Source organism: Ruegeria sp. R8_1, from assembly GCF_017743815.1.
GTDB classification, from domain to species: domain Bacteria; phylum Pseudomonadota; class Alphaproteobacteria; order Rhodobacterales; family Rhodobacteraceae; genus Ruegeria; species Ruegeria lacuscaerulensis_A.
Genome location: NZ_JAGHRL010000002.1, coordinates 22,465 through 36,679 on the forward strand (window position 1 = coordinate 22,465; position 14,215 = coordinate 36,679).

Consider the following 14,215-nt stretch of genomic DNA (forward strand, 5'->3'; position numbering starts at 1 on the left):
CAAGACCGCGTGCGGGATTCGTCCCAACCGCCCCGACCACCTCGAATAATGCTGAACCCTCTGGCGACACTGCCACGGTAAAGCGTTGTGAAAAAAGGTTCTGGAGTTACGGAACCGCAACGAAAAGGAAAGTGACACGTGGCACGTATTGCCGGCGTAAACATCCCGACTGCAAAGCGGGTACCTATCGCCCTCACATATATCACCGGAATCGGCAACACCTCGGCCAAAGCGATCTGCGAAGCCGTGGGCATTGAAGCGACCCGTCGCGTCAACGAATTGTCCGACGCCGAAGTTCTGAAAATTCGCGAATATATCGACGAAAACTTCACCGTCGAAGGCGACCTGCGCCGCGAAGTTCAGATGAACGTCAAGCGCCTGATGGACCTGGGCTGCTATCGCGGTCTTCGTCACCGCCGCAACCTGCCGGTTCGCGGTCAGCGCACCCACACCAATGCTCGTACCCGCAAAGGCCCCGCAAAGGCCATCGCTGGTAAGAAGAAATAAGGGAGGGTCTGACTGATGGCACGTGATAAGACTCGCGTTAAGCGCAAAGAGCGTAAGAACATCGCATCGGGCGTTGCCCATGTGAACTCGACCTTCAACAACACCAAGATCCTGATCTCGGACGTACAAGGCAACGCCATCTCGTGGTCGTCTGCCGGTACCATGGGCTTCAAAGGGTCGCGGAAATCGACGCCCTACGCCGCTCAGATGGCTGCAGAAGACGCAGGCAAAAAGGCGCAGGAACATGGCGTCAAGACGCTGGAAGTCGAAGTTCAGGGCCCCGGTTCGGGTCGTGAATCGGCTCTGCGTGCGTTGGCTGCTGCGGGCTTCAACATCACGTCGATCCGCGACGTGACTCCGATTGCTCACAACGGCTGCCGCCCGCCGAAGCGCCGCCGCGTCTAAGCGATTTTGAATTGAGCTGGGGCTGTGTTTTTGCACGGCCCCAGCACGTCATTTTGAACCTCGGGCGTCTGCACCTTGTTGGTCATGGGGCGCGGACAGGAATGGAGGGATTACATGATCCACAAGAATTGGGCAGAATTGATCAAGCCAACCCAGCTGGATGCCAAGCCGGGAAACGATCCTGCGCGTCAGGCAACGCTGGTTGCTGAGCCGCTGGAGCGTGGCTTTGGTTTGACTCTGGGTAACGCGCTGCGCCGCGTTCTGATGAGCAGCCTGCAGGGCGCGGCCATCACCAGCGTCCAGATCGACAACGTTCTGCACGAGTTTTCGTCGGTCGCAGGTGTCCGCGAAGACGTCACCGACATCATCCTGAACCTCAAAGGCGTGTCGCTGCGCATGGAAGTCGAAGGCCCCAAGCGCTTGTCGATCAATGCCAAAGGCCCCGCCGTTGTCACCGCAGGTGACATCAGTGAAAGCGCCGGTATCGAGGTTCTGAACCGCGATCACGTCATCTGCCACCTGGACGATGGCGCCGACCTGTTCATGGAACTGACCGTCAACACCGGCAAGGGTTACGTCTCGGCTGAGAAGAACAAGCCCGAAGACGCACCCATCGGCCTGATCCCGATCGACGCGATCTATTCGCCGGTCAAGAAGGTTGCCTATGACGTTCAGCCGACCCGTGAAGGTCAGGTTCTGGACTATGACAAGCTGACCCTGAAGATCGAAACCGATGGTTCGATCACCCCCGAGGACGCGCTGGCCTTTGCCGCTCGTATCCTGCAGGATCAACTGTCGATCTTCGTCAACTTCGACGAGCCGGAATCGGCTGGCCGCCAGGACGAGGACGATGGTCTGGAGTTCAACCCGCTGTTGCTGAAGAAAGTGGACGAGCTGGAACTGTCTGTCCGTTCGGCAAACTGCCTGAAGAACGACAACATCGTCTATATCGGCGACCTGATCCAGAAGACCGAAGCCGAGATGCTGCGCACCCCGAACTTCGGCCGCAAATCGCTGAACGAGATCAAAGAAGTGCTGTCCGGCATGGGGCTGCACCTCGGCATGGATGTCGAGGACTGGCCGCCCGACAACATCGAAGATCTGGCGAAGAAATTCGAAGACGCGTTCTAAGCGCGTCTTCCCCAATGCCCGGACTGCCGGGGACTGTATGGGCGATGATGCCCCAAGGAGAGCCGGTGACACGCATCGCCGGCCAGACAAAGCAAAAACGCAAGATAGGAATTGAACAATGCGTCACGCACGTGGTTACCGCCGCCTGAACCGTACTCATGAGCACCGCAAGGCTCTGTTTGCAAACATGGCTGGCTCGCTCATCGAGCATGAGCAAATCAAAACAACTCTGCCCAAGGCAAAAGAACTGCGCCCGATCATCGAAAAACTGGTCACTCTGGGCAAGCGCGGCGACCTGCACGCCCGTCGTCAGGCCGCAGCTCAGCTGAAAGAAGACAAAGACGTCGCCAAGCTGTTCGAAGTTCTGGGCCCCCGCTATGCCGAGCGTCCGGGCGGTTATGTCCGCATCCTGAAAGCTGGCTTCCGTTACGGCGACATGGCCCCGATGGCGATCATCGAATTCGTGGATCGCGACGTCGACGCCAAAGGCGCAGCCGACAAGGCTCGCGTTGCCGCCGAAGAGGCCGCAGACGAAGAATAAGAAAGCTTCGCTTTCTGACTTTGGCCCCTGCGTCCCAGACGCGGGGGTTTTTCTATTTCATCGCGATAAACCTCGCAGGTGTGTTTCCTGCCCTAAAACCGGAGCTTTTCGTGTCCGTTCGCATGTCCGTATTTGATGTTCAGGGCCTTGCCTTTGGTATCGTCATGACAAGCCTTAGCGTCGTTTTTCTGAAAGCGGCTGGTTTGGTGACAGGGCAAACTGCGGGTCTTGCGCTTTTGCTTTCTTATGTTTTGCCGATTGGATTTGGCCCTTTGTTTTTCCTAATCGGTATCCCGTTTCTGATACTTGCTTGGGTAAAACGCGGCCCTGTTTTTGCTATTCGGACGATTGTCGTGGTGATCGGGATTTCGACGCTTTCACAACTGTTGGGAAAAATAGTCATCTTCGAACGGCTTGACCCGCTGATCGCCGCCGTTCTTGGGGGTGCGTGTAGTGGCATGGGATTGATTGCTATCTTCCGCCACAATGCCTCGGCGGGCGGGATGACTATTCTGGGGATCATTCTGGAACATAAGACCGGTCTGAAGGCTGGGTGGTTCCAACTTTCAGTCGATGTCATGGTATTTTTGGCCTCGGCCTTTGTGCTTAGCCCGTCGCAACTGCTGTATTCCTTCCTTGGGGCTGTGATCACCAATATGGCAATCGTATGGAACTTTGACGTGGCCCAAAGCGGCACCGGGCGTCCCGGTTATGGTCGGTCTGCAAATTCATAGCGATCTTGCAAACGGTCGGTGTTGCGGACATATCAATCCGTAAACATCCATGAGGGTCACATGCTCCGCGCGCTTTTGCTTTGTCTGCCTTTTGCCCTGTTGCAAACCCCCGCCCATGCTGAAACCAAGGTGCCGCAATCACAGGCCGAGATCAGCTTAGGCTTTGCGCCGGTGGTCAAAGAGGCCGCGCCTGCGGTGGTCAATATCTATGCCAAGATCGTGCGGCAGGGGCGGGCGAACCCGTTTTTCTCGGACCCGTTCTTTCAGGATTTTTTTGGCGGCGGGTTCAACGAGCCAAGACAACGGGTACAGAACTCGTTGGGGTCGGGGGTGATCCTGTCTGATGATGGCTATGTGGTGTCAAATTACCACGTGGTCGGCACGGCGACGGAAATCCGGATTGTCACCACCGACCGGCGAGAGTTTTCGGCGCAAGTGGTGCTGGGTGACAAGGAAAGCGACATCGCCATTTTGCGGCTGGAGGAGGCCGATGGGCTGCCCTACCTGCCGCTGCGCGATTCCGATCAGGTTGAGGTGGGTGAGCTTGCGCTCGCCATCGGCAACCCGTTTGGTGTGGGGCAGACGGTGTCTTCGGGCATCATCTCGGGTCTGGCGCGGACGGGCACGGCCACCGGCAATGCGCGGGGCTATTTCATTCAGACCGATGCGGCGATCAATCCGGGCAATTCGGGTGGGGCGCTGATTGATGTGAATGGTGATCTGATCGGGATCAATACCTCGATCCTGACGCGGTCGGGCGGGTCAAACGGGATCGGCTTTGCGATCCCCGCCAATCTGGTGGCCGAATTCCTGCGGCAGGCGCAGGCGGGCAATGAGCAATTCGTAAGCCCCTGGGCCGGGGTCTCGGGCCAGCACATGAGCGCGGATATCGCGGAATCTCTGGGTCTGGCGATCCCACTGGGCGTGGTGATTTCCAATCTGCACCCGCTCAGCCCCTTGGCTGAGGGCGGATTGCGTGTAGGCGATGTGGTGACGCATGTGGACGGGGATGAAGTCAATTCCCCCGCCGAGATGAAGTTCCGCATGTCTGTTGCCGGCGTTGGTGGCACCTCGGTTTTGACCCTTTTGCGGGGTGAGGCGCAGGAAGAGGTCGAGGTCGCCTTGATCCCAGCGCCTGATACGCCGTCCGCGGATGAAACCATTCTGGATGACCGGACGGTGATGCCGGGACTGGTGGTTTCGCGTATCAACCCGGCGGTGATTTCAAAGATGGGCCTGCGGCTGACGGAAACCGGAGTGGTTGTGTTGGATGCCGGGCGGTATGGCGGGCGCTCGGGGCTGCGCGTGGGGGATGTTCTTCACAGCATCAACGGCAACGCGATTGCCCATCCCGACGATGTCACCCGCGCGCTGACCGATCCGGGCCGCCGTTTACAGTTCGAGCTGCTGCGTGGTGGGCGCTCGGTTTCGCTGCGGTTCCGGCTATGAGCGATCTGTTCGACACCGGGGCCGATCGGCCTGCGCCACCCGCGCATCGCCCTTTGGCCGACCGGCTGCGCCCGCAGACACTGGCCGAGGTGATCGGGCAGGAACAGGTGTTGGGCCCTGATGCGCCTTTGGGGGTGATGCTGGCCTCGGGCAGCTTGTCCAGTCTGGTGTTCTGGGGGCCGCCGGGCGTGGGCAAGACCACCATCGCGCGGCTTTTGGCGCAAGAAACCGATCTGCATTTCGTTCAGATCAGTGCGATTTTTACCGGTGTTCCCGATCTGCGAAAGGTGTTTGAGGCCGCGAAAATCCGCCATCAGAACGGGCAGGGCACGCTGCTATTCGTGGATGAGATTCATCGTTTCAACAAGGCCCAGCAGGATGGCTTCCTGCCTCATATGGAGGACGGTACGATCCTGCTGGTGGGGGCGACAACCGAGAACCCCTCGTTCGAGTTGAACGCCGCTGTGTTGAGCCGCGCGCAAGTGTTGGTGCTGGAACGCCTTGATCTGACCGATCTGGAGCGCCTGACCCAACGGGCCGAGAAAGAGCTGGGCCAGGCGCTACCTTTGACCGGGCCTGCACGTGACGCGTTGCACGAGATGGCTGATGGCGACGGGCGGGCGTTGTTGAACCTAATCGAACAGATTGCGGCGTGGAAAGTCGATACTCCGCTGGATCGCGAGGTGCTGGCAACCCGCCTGATGCGGCGCGCGACGAAATACGACAAGTCGGGTGATGAGCACTACAACCTGATCTCGGCCCTGCACAAATCGGTGCGTGGCTCAGACCCGGATGCGGCACTGTATTGGTTTGCCCGAATGCTGGAAGGGGGTGAAGACCCTCGCTATATCGCGCGGCGTTTGACCATCATGGCGGTCGAGGATATCAGCCTGGCCGATCCGCAGGCACAGGCTTTGGCGCTTCATGCGTGGGAAGTCTACGAACGGATTGGCAGTCCCGAAGGCGAATTGGCGCTGGCGCAGGCGGTGGTCTATCTGGCCTTGGCGCCCAAATCGAACGGGGCCTATGCGGGCTACAAGGCTGCTCGCGAACTGGCGCGAAAATCGGGTAGTGAACCTCCACCCAAACATATCCTGAACGCACCGACGTCGTTGATGAAGGAACAGGGCTATGGTGCGGGCTATGCCTATGATCACGACGCCGAGGATGGATTCTCGGGCCAGAACTATTTTCCCGATGGCATGGACCGCCCGGACCTGTACCAGCCGGTCGAGCGCGGGTTCGAGCGCGAGTTGAAGAAACGGCTGGAGTATTTCGCCAAGTTACGGACCCAACGCAATCGTTAGTGCCGCTGCGTCAGGGGCGACAGGGCGGTAAAATCGCGCTTGGCTTGGGTCATGAGAGTTCAGGGAGGAAGCTCATGACCGTATCCATAGACAAAACCGATGACGTCTGGACCATCATCCACGATCGCCCCGAAACCCGCAACGCCGTGGACACTGACCATGCCGAGGCTCTAGTCGAGGCGTTTCTGGAGTTTGAACGCAGCCCGGCCAAGGTGGCTGTGTTCTGGGGCAAGGGCGGGAATTTCTGCGCTGGATGGGATCTGAAACTGGCAGCGACGCTCTCTGACCCCGATCTGCGCGAGGCCTATTTCGACCGCCTGTCCTTTCCCATCGGCTCTGCGCCCTCGACGGTCGGGCCATTGGGGCCATCAAGGCTGGAGTTGTCCAAACCCGTGATTGGCGCGGTTGAGGGCGCGGCTGTGGCTGGCGGGATGGAGCTGGCGCTGTGGTGCGATATTCGCGTGATGGCGGAAACCGCATACCTGGGTGTCTATTGCCGCCGCTGGGGGATCACGCTCATGGATGGGGGTTCAGTCCGGTTGCCGCGCCTAGTCGGGCAGGGCAAAGCGTTGGAAATCGCTCTGACCGGTCGCAAGGTTGAGGCGCAGGAGTGCTACAATATCGGATTGGCCGAAAAGATCGTGCCCCATGGTCAGGCCCGCGCCGCAGCCGAGGCCATGGCGCATGAAATCGCCCGCTTTCCGCAAGAGGCGGTGCGAGCCGATCGCCGCTCGATCATCGAAACGCGGGGGATGCCGGTGCGTGAGGCGCTCAAGGTCGAATGGGCCAACGGGTTGGACGCGATCCGCCGCGAAGGTACCGCCGGGGCGGGCAGGTTCCGGGATGGGGCCGGGCGCGGGGGTGACTTTACCAATATCTGACCGGGTTGACTCTGCCGGTAAGTCACGCCACAGACGCGCATGTTTTCAATGGCACTGAATGGCACACAACCCGCGCGGATCCGGCGCGCGAAAGGGATATCGGCATGAGCGGCGTACAGATGATCACCGTGGCAGAGGGCGATGGCGACCAGCGGATCGACCGTTGGCTGCGCCGCTTGTTTCCGCATGTCAGTCAGGGCCGCATCGAAAAGATGTGCCGCAAGGGTGAACTGCGCGTGGATGGCGGGCGGGTGAAGGCCTCGACCCGGCTTGAGGTCGGGCAGGTCGTGCGTGTGCCGCCCCTGCCAGATGCCGATCATAAGCCCGCTGAGGTCAAGCGGCGTATCTCGGATGCGGATGCCAAGATGATCCAGTCTTGTGTGATCTACCGCGACGATCACGTGCTGGCGCTGAATAAACCGCATGGCCTGCCGGTACAGGGCGGCAGCGGCCAGACGCGCCACGTGGACAGCCTGTCCGAGGCGCTGCGCTTTGGCTATGACGAAAACCCCCGCCTTGTGCATCGTCTGGACAAGGATACCTCTGGCGTTCTGCTGCTGGCCCGCACGCGCGAGGCCGCCAAGGGGCTGACGGCGGCCTTCCGGCATCGCGATACGCGCAAAATCTACTGGGCCTTGGTCGCAGGTGTGCCGACCCCCTATCTGGGTGAGATCAAGACCGGTTTGGTCAAGGCCGCAGGTCACGGCAAGCAGGGTGAGGGTGAGAAAATGATCCCCGTTCATCTGAACGAGATCAACGACACCCCCGGCGCGAAACGGGCGCATACGCATTATGCCACGCTCTACCGTGTGGCCGGGCGCGCCGCCTGGGTGGCGATGGAGCCGATCACCGGCCGCACCCACCAGTTGCGGGCGCATATGGCGGCGATTGGGCATCCGATCATCGGGGACGGCAAATACGGTGGCTCGGGTCAGGAAAACCTTGGCGATGGCTGGGGCGCACAGCTAGGCGGGATCATCAGCAAAAAGCTGCACCTGCACGCGCGGCAGGCCTCGTTCGAACACCCGGTGACGCGCAAGACGATTACCGTGAAAGCCCCTTTGCCGGATCACATGAAACACAGCTGGGACACCTTTGGCTGGACCGAGGATCTGGCCGCCGACGACCCGTTCGAGGAACTGCAATGAGCGCACCCCTGCGTTTGGTGCTTTTCGACGTGGATGGCACTCTGGTTGACAGTCAGGGCAGCATCGTTGCCGCGATGACGGCCAGTTTCGAGACGCTGTCCTTGCCGGTGCCGGATCGCTCGGCGATCCTGTCCATTGTTGGCCTGTCGCTGCCCAAGGCGATGGCGCAGCTTGCGCCGCAGCATTCGGATGCGGATCAGGTGCGGCTGGTCGAGGGGTATAAACAGGCGTACCACGCACATCGGCTGGAACAGGGTATGGCGGGATCGCCGCTTTATCCCGGTGCCCGCGAGGTGATTGAGGCGTTGCACGCCATCCCCGAAGTTCTGCTTGGCGTGGCCACCGGGAAGTCTCAGCGCGGATTGGATGCTTTGATCGAAGGGCACGGGCTGCAGGGTTATTTTGTCACGCGGCAGGTGGCGGATCATCACCCCTCGAAACCGCACCCGTCGATGATCGACACCGCGCGGGCCGAGACGGGGGTTGAGGCAATCGATACCGTGATGATCGGCGACACCCGGTTTGACATGGACATGGCCACCGCTGCGGGCGTGCGCAGTGTCGGCGTCACCTGGGGTTATCACGCGCGCCCCGCGCTAGAGGCTGCGACAACCATCATTGAAACCTTTGACCAGTTGCCCAATGCGCTGGAACAAATCTGGACCTGAGACGATGAGCGACTGGAAACCCAAACGATTCTGGACCCAAAGCGCAGTGATTGAGGCTGAAGGCGGCTTTACAGTCGAGCTGGATGGCCGCCGGGTGAAAACGCCAGCCAAGGCGGGTTTGATCGTGCCTACGCAGACCATGGCGCAGGAGATTGCCGCAGAATGGGACGCGCAGGAAAAAGAAGTCGACCCGACCACCATGCCCTTCACCCGCTCTGCCAATGCGGCCATCGACAAGGTGCAGCATCAGCACGCCGAAGTTGCAGACATGTTGGCTGATTACGGCGATTCGGACCTGCTATGTTACCGTGCCACGCACCCGCAAGAGTTGCAGCAGCGGCAGGCCGAGCAATGGGACCCGGCGCTGGATTGGGCGGCAGAGACACTCGCCGCGCGTTTGGTCCCCGTTGCTGGCGTGTTGCACAGACCTCAGGACACGTCGACCCTGCAGAGCTTGAGGCAGCGTGTCCATGATTTCAATGACTTCCAGCTTGCAGCCTTCCACGATCTGGTCAGCCTGTCCGGGTCGTTGATCCTTGGGTTTGCCGTTTCGGCCAATTGGCGCGCGGTGGAAGACATCTGGGAAGTTTCGCGGCTGGACGAGCTTTGGCAAATTGAACAATGGGGCCACGACGACGAAGCGCATGCTGCGTCCGAAGTCAAACGCGCCGCGTTCCTACACGCCAAACGGTTCTTTGATCTCTCGGTTTGAGCCCTGACGCCTGAAATTCCGCCAAAGACGCGGACATCTGCAAGATGATCCATCGTTTTCGCTGATCCGACCCTTGACGTTTGTTTATGAATGCGCCCAAACTCAAGCCCACTAAAGGGGAGACACCTTTGGGGAAACCTTTCCGGTGCCAAAGGTGCCGGACAGAACCGTCTCTGGACAGGGGCGGAAAATCAGGAAGAGGTAAAAATGAAAAAATCCGTAATTTTGGGCGTGGCGACCGTTGCAGGCCTGGCTGCAGGCGCAGCGACAGCGGGGACTGTCGATGATGTCAAAGCGCGCGGTAAGCTGAACTGCGGTGTGACCACCGGTCTGGTTGGCTTCGCTGCACCCGATGCAAATGGTGAATGGAAAGGCTTTGACGTTGCGGTTTGCCGTGCTGTCGCTGCAGCCGTACTGGGCGATGCAAGCGCCGTCGAGTTTGTTCCGACAACTGGTAAGACCCGCTTTACTGCGCTGGCCTCGGGCGAGATCGACATGCTGGCCCGTAACACCACATGGACGTTCAGCCGCGACGTGGACCTGAAGTTCGAATTTGTGGGCGTAAACTACTACGACGGTCAGGGCTTCATGGTTCCCAAGGCGCTGGGCGTCAGCTCGGCCAAGGAACTGGACGGCGCAACCGTCTGCATCCAGACCGGCACCACCACCGAGCTGAACCTGGCGGACTTCTTCCGCTCGAACAACATCAGCTACGAGCCGGTTCCGATTGAAACCAACGCTGAAGCGCAGCAGCAGTATCTGGCTGGCGCATGTGACGTTTACACCACCGACGCATCTGGTCTGGCCGCAACCCGCGCCACATTCGAAGATCCGTCGGCGCACGTCCTGCTGCCCGAAATCATCTCGAAAGAGCCGCTGGGCCCGCTGGTCCGTCACGGCGATCACGAGTGGGGCGACGTTGTCCGCTGGACTCTGAACGCGCTGATCTCGGCTGAAGAGCTGGGCGTGACCTCGGCCAACATCGACGAGATGGCCGCTGGCACCAACAACCCAGAAGTGAACCGTCTGCTGGGTACCGAAGGTACTCTGGGCGAGATGCTGGGTCTGGATGCTGACTGGGCTATGAAGGCGATCAAATCGGGCGGCAACTATGGCGAAGTCTTCGCGCAGAACATCGGCGAAGAAACTCCAATCGGTCTGGCACGCGGTCTGAACGCACAGTGGACCGATGGCGGCCTGCTGTACTCGCCTCCGTTCCGCTAAAATCCATTGAAAAGGGCGCGGGGTTAACCTGCGCCCTTTTTCCAAAACAGAATGCTACGGACTGCTCGGGAGCGGGGAAAACCCTGCCGGGAAGGAAGCGTCCGAAAAGCACGGGGATCCCATAATATGTCGACTATGACTGACCCACCGAAAGCTGACTTTCGGTTGTCTATGCTCATAAACGATACCCGCTATCGCTCACTTACTTTCCAGGTGATTGCGGCAATCGTCATTGCGCTTTGTATTTGGTATCTGGGTAATAACCTGATCCAGAACCTTCGGGCCGCGGGCCTGAATATCTCCTACACATTCCTGGGCGACCCTGCCGGGTATGACATCAACCAGCGACTGATCGAGTATGACAGCCAGTCTTCGCACGGAAGAGCGGCTGTTGTCGGTATTCTGAACACCCTTTTGGTTGCGTTTTTGGCATGTATTACGGCCACAATTTTTGGCGTAATCGCAGGTGTGCTGCGTTTGTCGAACAACTGGCTCGTTTCCAAGCTGATGGCGGTGTATGTTGAGATATTCCGGAATATTCCGGTTCTCATCTGGATCATCATCATTTTCACCATCATGACGGCAGTTTTGCCGGGGCCGCGGGCATTCCGAGGCGACAACCCGACTTCAAGCATGCTGTTCGATTTGTTCGCCTTCACCAACCGTGGCGTCTATATTCCCCGCCCGGAATTTGCGAACGGCTTGTTTGGCGCGACGGTCTTGAATTGGCTGCTGGTTGTCGTGGTTCTGATCGGATCCTGGTTCGGATCTCGTGAAATCGAGAAACGTGCCGCTTTGAAACAAGAGCAAACTGGCGAGCGTCCGAAAACCCTGGTCGTGAAGCTGGCAGTTTGGCTGGTACCGTTTGCTCTGTTGATGGTTTTGATGGGATTGACTTGGGATGTCCCGGCGCTGAAAGGCTTTAACTTCAGCGGAGGAATTAAGGTCGGTGGTCCGCTCATTGCGCTTTGGTTCGCATTGTCGATCTACACCGGTGCCTTCATCGCGGAAAACGTCCGGGCGGGTATCCAAGCGATATCGAAAGGTCAGACAGAGGCTGCCGCCGCACTGGGTCTGCGTCAGGGTCGGATCATGAATCTGGTCATCCTGCCTCAGGCTTTGCGGGTCATTATCCCGCCACTGATTTCGCAGTATCTCAACATCACCAAGAACTCGTCTCTGGCGATTGCGGTGGGTTACGCGGACATCACTGCGACGCTGGGCGGTATCACGCTGAACCAAACGGGCCGTGCGATTGAATGCGTCTTGTTGCTGATGCTGTTCTATCTGACAGCCTCTCTGATGATCTCGATGGTGATGAATATCTACAACGCATCCGTCAAGTTGAAGGAGCGCTGAGCATGGCTGATCAAACAACAAACCCGATCGCCTTTGTGGCTGAAGGAACTATTCCTCCTTCGCCACCGCCGGCAAACCAGACGGGTATTGTCAAATGGCTGCGCGAGAACTTGTTTTCGGGCGTCACGAACACAATCCTAACGGTTCTATCCATCCTGCTAATCTATGTGCTTCTCAAGAACACGTTGCCATGGATTTTGAACGGCGTGTGGAACGCGGAGTCGCTTGCTCAATGCCGCGAGATTCTGGATGGCAGAACTGGCGCTTGTTTCGCTGTTCTGACCGAACGCTGGCATCAGTTGATCTATGGGTTCAAATACCCTGCAGAAGCTTATTGGCGCCCAAATCTGGCCTTTGTGCTTATGTTGGTGGCGCTGGCGCCGGTTCTGTTCTTTGACCTGCCGCGCAAACTTCTGGTGTTCACGGCGCTGTATCCCTTCATCGCCTTCTGGCTGATTTGGGGTGGCAGCATTCTGGTTCCAATCGTGGCGCTGCTTGGTTTTGTTGCCGCGGGTGTCGTTTTCCAGAAACTTGGCCGCAACAGTTTCGCTGCCGGGTTCTTCGGCGCGATCATAGTGGCTCTGATTGTCTGGAATGTCGGAGGGGCTCTGATCCCGGAAGGTGCCAACGAAGGTGCTATGCTCACCGCCGTTCCAAGCCGTGATCTGGGAGGCTTTATGCTGAACATGATGCTGGGCTTGACCTGCGTGTCACTGTCGGTTCCGCTTGGGATCGCTCTGGCGCTGGGTCGTCAGTCGTCGATGCCGCTGATCAAGTGGGTCTGTGTCATCTTCATCGAATTCATCCGCGGCGTGCCTCTGATCACGCTGCTGTTCGTGGCTTCGGTGATGCTGTCGTATTTCTTCCCACCCGAAAGCACGGTCGACCTGTTCCTGCGTGTTGTGATCATGATCACCATGTTCTCGGCCGCCTATATCGCCGAGGTGATCCGGGGCGGTCTGGCAGCGCTTCCACGTGGGCAGTACGAGGCAGCAGACAGCCTTGGGTTGGATTACCCGCAGGCGATGCGTCTGATCATCCTGCCGCAGGCACTGAAGATTTCGATCCCCGGTATCGTGAACGTGGCCGTTGGCCTGTTCAAGGACACCACACTGGTTTCGGTCATTTCGATGTTCGATCTGGTGGGCATGATCCGGGGGCCCATCCTGGCGTCAACCGAATGGAACGGCGTCTATTGGGAGCTTCTGGGCTTTGCCGCGCTTCTGTTCTTCGTCGTCTGCTACGGCATTTCTCAATATTCCCAGTGGCTCGAGCGTCGCCTTGCCACGGACCATCGTTAAGGAGTTCAACACATGTCTGAACTTGCAATTGAACGCGAAATCGACCGCTCGAAGATGCAGGTGAGCGACGAGGTCGCCATCGAAATCAACGGCATGAACAAGTGGTACGGGTCTTTCCACGTGCTGCGCGACATCAATCTGACCGTCAATCAGGGCGAGCGGATCGTGATCGCGGGGCCCTCCGGTTCCGGAAAGTCCACCCTGATCCGCTGCCTGAACGCGCTGGAGGAACACCAGCAGGGCACGATCATCGTGGACGGGACCGAGTTGTCGAATGACCTCAAGAACATCGACAAGATCCGGTCCGAGGTTGGCATGGTGTTCCAGCACTTCAACCTGTTCCCGCACCTGACCATTATGGAAAACTGCACGCTGGCCCCGATCTGGGTGCGCAAGACGCCCAAGAAAGAAGCCGAAGAGCGCGCGATGCATTTCCTGGAAAAAGTGAAAATCCCCGATCAGGCGCTGAAATACCCCGGCCAGTTGTCAGGTGGTCAGCAGCAGCGTGTGGCGATTGCCCGATCGCTTTGCATGATGCCGCGGATCATGTTGTTCGATGAACCCACATCGGCGCTGGACCCCGAGATGATCAAAGAGGTGCTCGACACCATGATCGAACTGGCCGAGGAAGGCATGACCATGCTGTGCGTCACGCACGAGATGGGCTTTGCCCGTCAGGTCGCCAACCGCGTGATCTTTATGGATGCCGGTCAGATCGTGGAACAGAACGAACCCGAAGAGTTCTTCAACAACCCGCAGAGCGAACGGACCAAGCTGTTCCTCAGTCAGATTCTGGGTCACTGATCCGGCGAAAATCCAGGAAAGGGCGGGGCTTCGGCCTCGCCTTT

At 58.9% G+C, this 14,215-nt stretch carries 15 protein-coding genes; all 15 read left to right on the plus strand.

The window, feature by feature from the left end:
* Positions 1 to 138: 138 nt before the first annotated feature.
* The 15 genes from rpsM (at position 139) to J7380_RS04320 (ending at position 14,171) form a co-directional block, all read left to right on the plus strand.
* Entirely contained in the window at positions 139 to 507 is a 369-nt protein-coding gene (gene rpsM / locus J7380_RS04250; RefSeq protein WP_170332212.1) for a 30S ribosomal protein S13, read from the plus strand.
* Positions 508 to 522: 15 nt separating this feature from the next.
* Positions 523 to 912: a 30S ribosomal protein S11 gene (rpsK, locus tag J7380_RS04255; protein ID WP_209194638.1), complete on the plus strand. Its 390-nt coding sequence runs from the start codon at positions 523 to 525 to the stop codon at positions 910 to 912.
* 114 nt (positions 913 to 1,026) lie between these two features.
* Entirely contained in the window at positions 1,027 to 2,043 is a 1,017-nt protein-coding gene (locus tag J7380_RS04260; RefSeq protein WP_209194639.1) for a DNA-directed RNA polymerase subunit alpha, read from the plus strand.
* Positions 2,044 to 2,161: 118 nt separating this feature from the next.
* Positions 2,162 to 2,584, plus strand: a complete 423-nt coding sequence (rplQ, locus tag J7380_RS04265) for a 50S ribosomal protein L17 (RefSeq protein WP_170356670.1) — start codon at positions 2,162 to 2,164, stop codon at positions 2,582 to 2,584.
* Between the two features lie 110 nt (positions 2,585 to 2,694).
* Positions 2,695 to 3,318: a YitT family protein gene (locus tag J7380_RS04270; RefSeq protein WP_348539069.1), complete on the plus strand. Its 624-nt coding sequence runs from the start codon at positions 2,695 to 2,697 to the stop codon at positions 3,316 to 3,318.
* A gap of 60 nt (positions 3,319 to 3,378) precedes the next feature.
* Entirely contained in the window at positions 3,379 to 4,767 is a 1,389-nt protein-coding gene (locus J7380_RS04275; RefSeq protein WP_209194640.1) for a trypsin-like peptidase domain-containing protein, read from the plus strand.
* Positions 4,764 to 6,074 carry a replication-associated recombination protein A gene (locus J7380_RS04280; protein WP_209194641.1) on the plus strand — a complete coding sequence of 437 codons (1,311 nt, stop codon included), beginning with the start codon at positions 4,764 to 4,766 and terminating at the stop codon, positions 6,072 to 6,074. The genes J7380_RS04275 and J7380_RS04280 overlap by 4 nt, the downstream gene beginning before the upstream one ends.
* A gap of 74 nt (positions 6,075 to 6,148) precedes the next feature.
* Positions 6,149 to 6,955, plus strand: a complete 807-nt coding sequence (locus J7380_RS04285; protein WP_209194642.1) for a crotonase/enoyl-CoA hydratase family protein — start codon at positions 6,149 to 6,151, stop codon at positions 6,953 to 6,955.
* Positions 6,956 to 7,059: 104 nt separating this feature from the next.
* Positions 7,060 to 8,103: an RluA family pseudouridine synthase gene (locus J7380_RS04290; RefSeq protein ID WP_209194643.1), complete on the plus strand. Its 1,044-nt coding sequence runs from the start codon at positions 7,060 to 7,062 to the stop codon at positions 8,101 to 8,103.
* The gene (locus tag J7380_RS04295) at positions 8,100 to 8,771 is read left to right on the plus strand and encodes an HAD-IA family hydrolase (protein WP_209194644.1); all 672 of its coding nucleotides are present in this window, start codon (positions 8,100 to 8,102) and stop codon (positions 8,769 to 8,771) included. The genes J7380_RS04290 and J7380_RS04295 overlap by 4 nt, the downstream gene beginning before the upstream one ends.
* A 4-nt stretch (positions 8,772 to 8,775) precedes the next feature.
* Positions 8,776 to 9,483: an ATP12 family protein gene (locus J7380_RS04300; RefSeq protein WP_209194645.1), complete on the plus strand. Its 708-nt coding sequence runs from the start codon at positions 8,776 to 8,778 to the stop codon at positions 9,481 to 9,483.
* 207 nt (positions 9,484 to 9,690) lie between these two features.
* A complete protein-coding gene (locus tag J7380_RS04305; RefSeq protein WP_170356663.1) occupies positions 9,691 to 10,707 on the plus strand; it encodes an amino acid ABC transporter substrate-binding protein in 1,017 nt (338 codons plus the stop codon).
* 126 nt (positions 10,708 to 10,833) lie between these two features.
* Positions 10,834 to 12,066, plus strand: coding sequence for an ABC transporter permease subunit (locus tag J7380_RS04310; RefSeq protein ID WP_209194646.1), 1,233 nt, complete (start codon positions 10,834 to 10,836; stop codon positions 12,064 to 12,066).
* 2 nt (positions 12,067 to 12,068) lie between these two features.
* Positions 12,069 to 13,367, plus strand: coding sequence for an amino acid ABC transporter permease (locus J7380_RS04315; RefSeq protein WP_209194647.1), 1,299 nt, complete (start codon positions 12,069 to 12,071; stop codon positions 13,365 to 13,367).
* Between the two features lie 12 nt (positions 13,368 to 13,379).
* Positions 13,380 to 14,171 carry an amino acid ABC transporter ATP-binding protein gene (locus J7380_RS04320; protein WP_280635726.1) on the plus strand — a complete coding sequence of 264 codons (792 nt, stop codon included), beginning with the start codon at positions 13,380 to 13,382 and terminating at the stop codon, positions 14,169 to 14,171.
* The last annotated feature ends 44 nt before the right edge of the window (positions 14,172 to 14,215 follow it).

Bases quoted from the DNA above. Each gene is read 5' to 3' on its own strand.
- rpsK (WP_209194638.1), top strand. From the start codon at position 523: ATGGCACGTGATAAGACTCGCGTTAAGCGCAAAGAGCGTAAGAACATC.
- J7380_RS04260 (WP_209194639.1), top strand. From the start codon at position 1,027: ATGATCCACAAGAATTGGGCAGAATTGATCAAGCCAACCCAGCTGGAT.
- rplQ (WP_170356670.1), top strand. From the start codon at position 2,162: ATGCGTCACGCACGTGGTTACCGCCGCCTGAACCGTACTCATGAGCAC.
- J7380_RS04275 (WP_209194640.1), top strand. From the start codon at position 3,379: ATGCTCCGCGCGCTTTTGCTTTGTCTGCCTTTTGCCCTGTTGCAAACC.
- J7380_RS04280 (WP_209194641.1), top strand. From the start codon at position 4,764: ATGAGCGATCTGTTCGACACCGGGGCCGATCGGCCTGCGCCACCCGCG.
- J7380_RS04285 (WP_209194642.1), top strand. From the start codon at position 6,149: ATGACCGTATCCATAGACAAAACCGATGACGTCTGGACCATCATCCAC.
- J7380_RS04290 (WP_209194643.1), top strand. From the start codon at position 7,060: ATGAGCGGCGTACAGATGATCACCGTGGCAGAGGGCGATGGCGACCAG.
- J7380_RS04295 (WP_209194644.1), top strand. From the start codon at position 8,100: ATGAGCGCACCCCTGCGTTTGGTGCTTTTCGACGTGGATGGCACTCTG.
- J7380_RS04300 (WP_209194645.1), top strand. From the start codon at position 8,776: ATGAGCGACTGGAAACCCAAACGATTCTGGACCCAAAGCGCAGTGATT.
- J7380_RS04305 (WP_170356663.1), top strand. From the start codon at position 9,691: ATGAAAAAATCCGTAATTTTGGGCGTGGCGACCGTTGCAGGCCTGGCT.
- J7380_RS04310 (WP_209194646.1), top strand. From the start codon at position 10,834: ATGTCGACTATGACTGACCCACCGAAAGCTGACTTTCGGTTGTCTATG.
- J7380_RS04315 (WP_209194647.1), top strand. From the start codon at position 12,069: ATGGCTGATCAAACAACAAACCCGATCGCCTTTGTGGCTGAAGGAACT.
- J7380_RS04320 (WP_280635726.1), top strand. From the start codon at position 13,380: ATGTCTGAACTTGCAATTGAACGCGAAATCGACCGCTCGAAGATGCAG.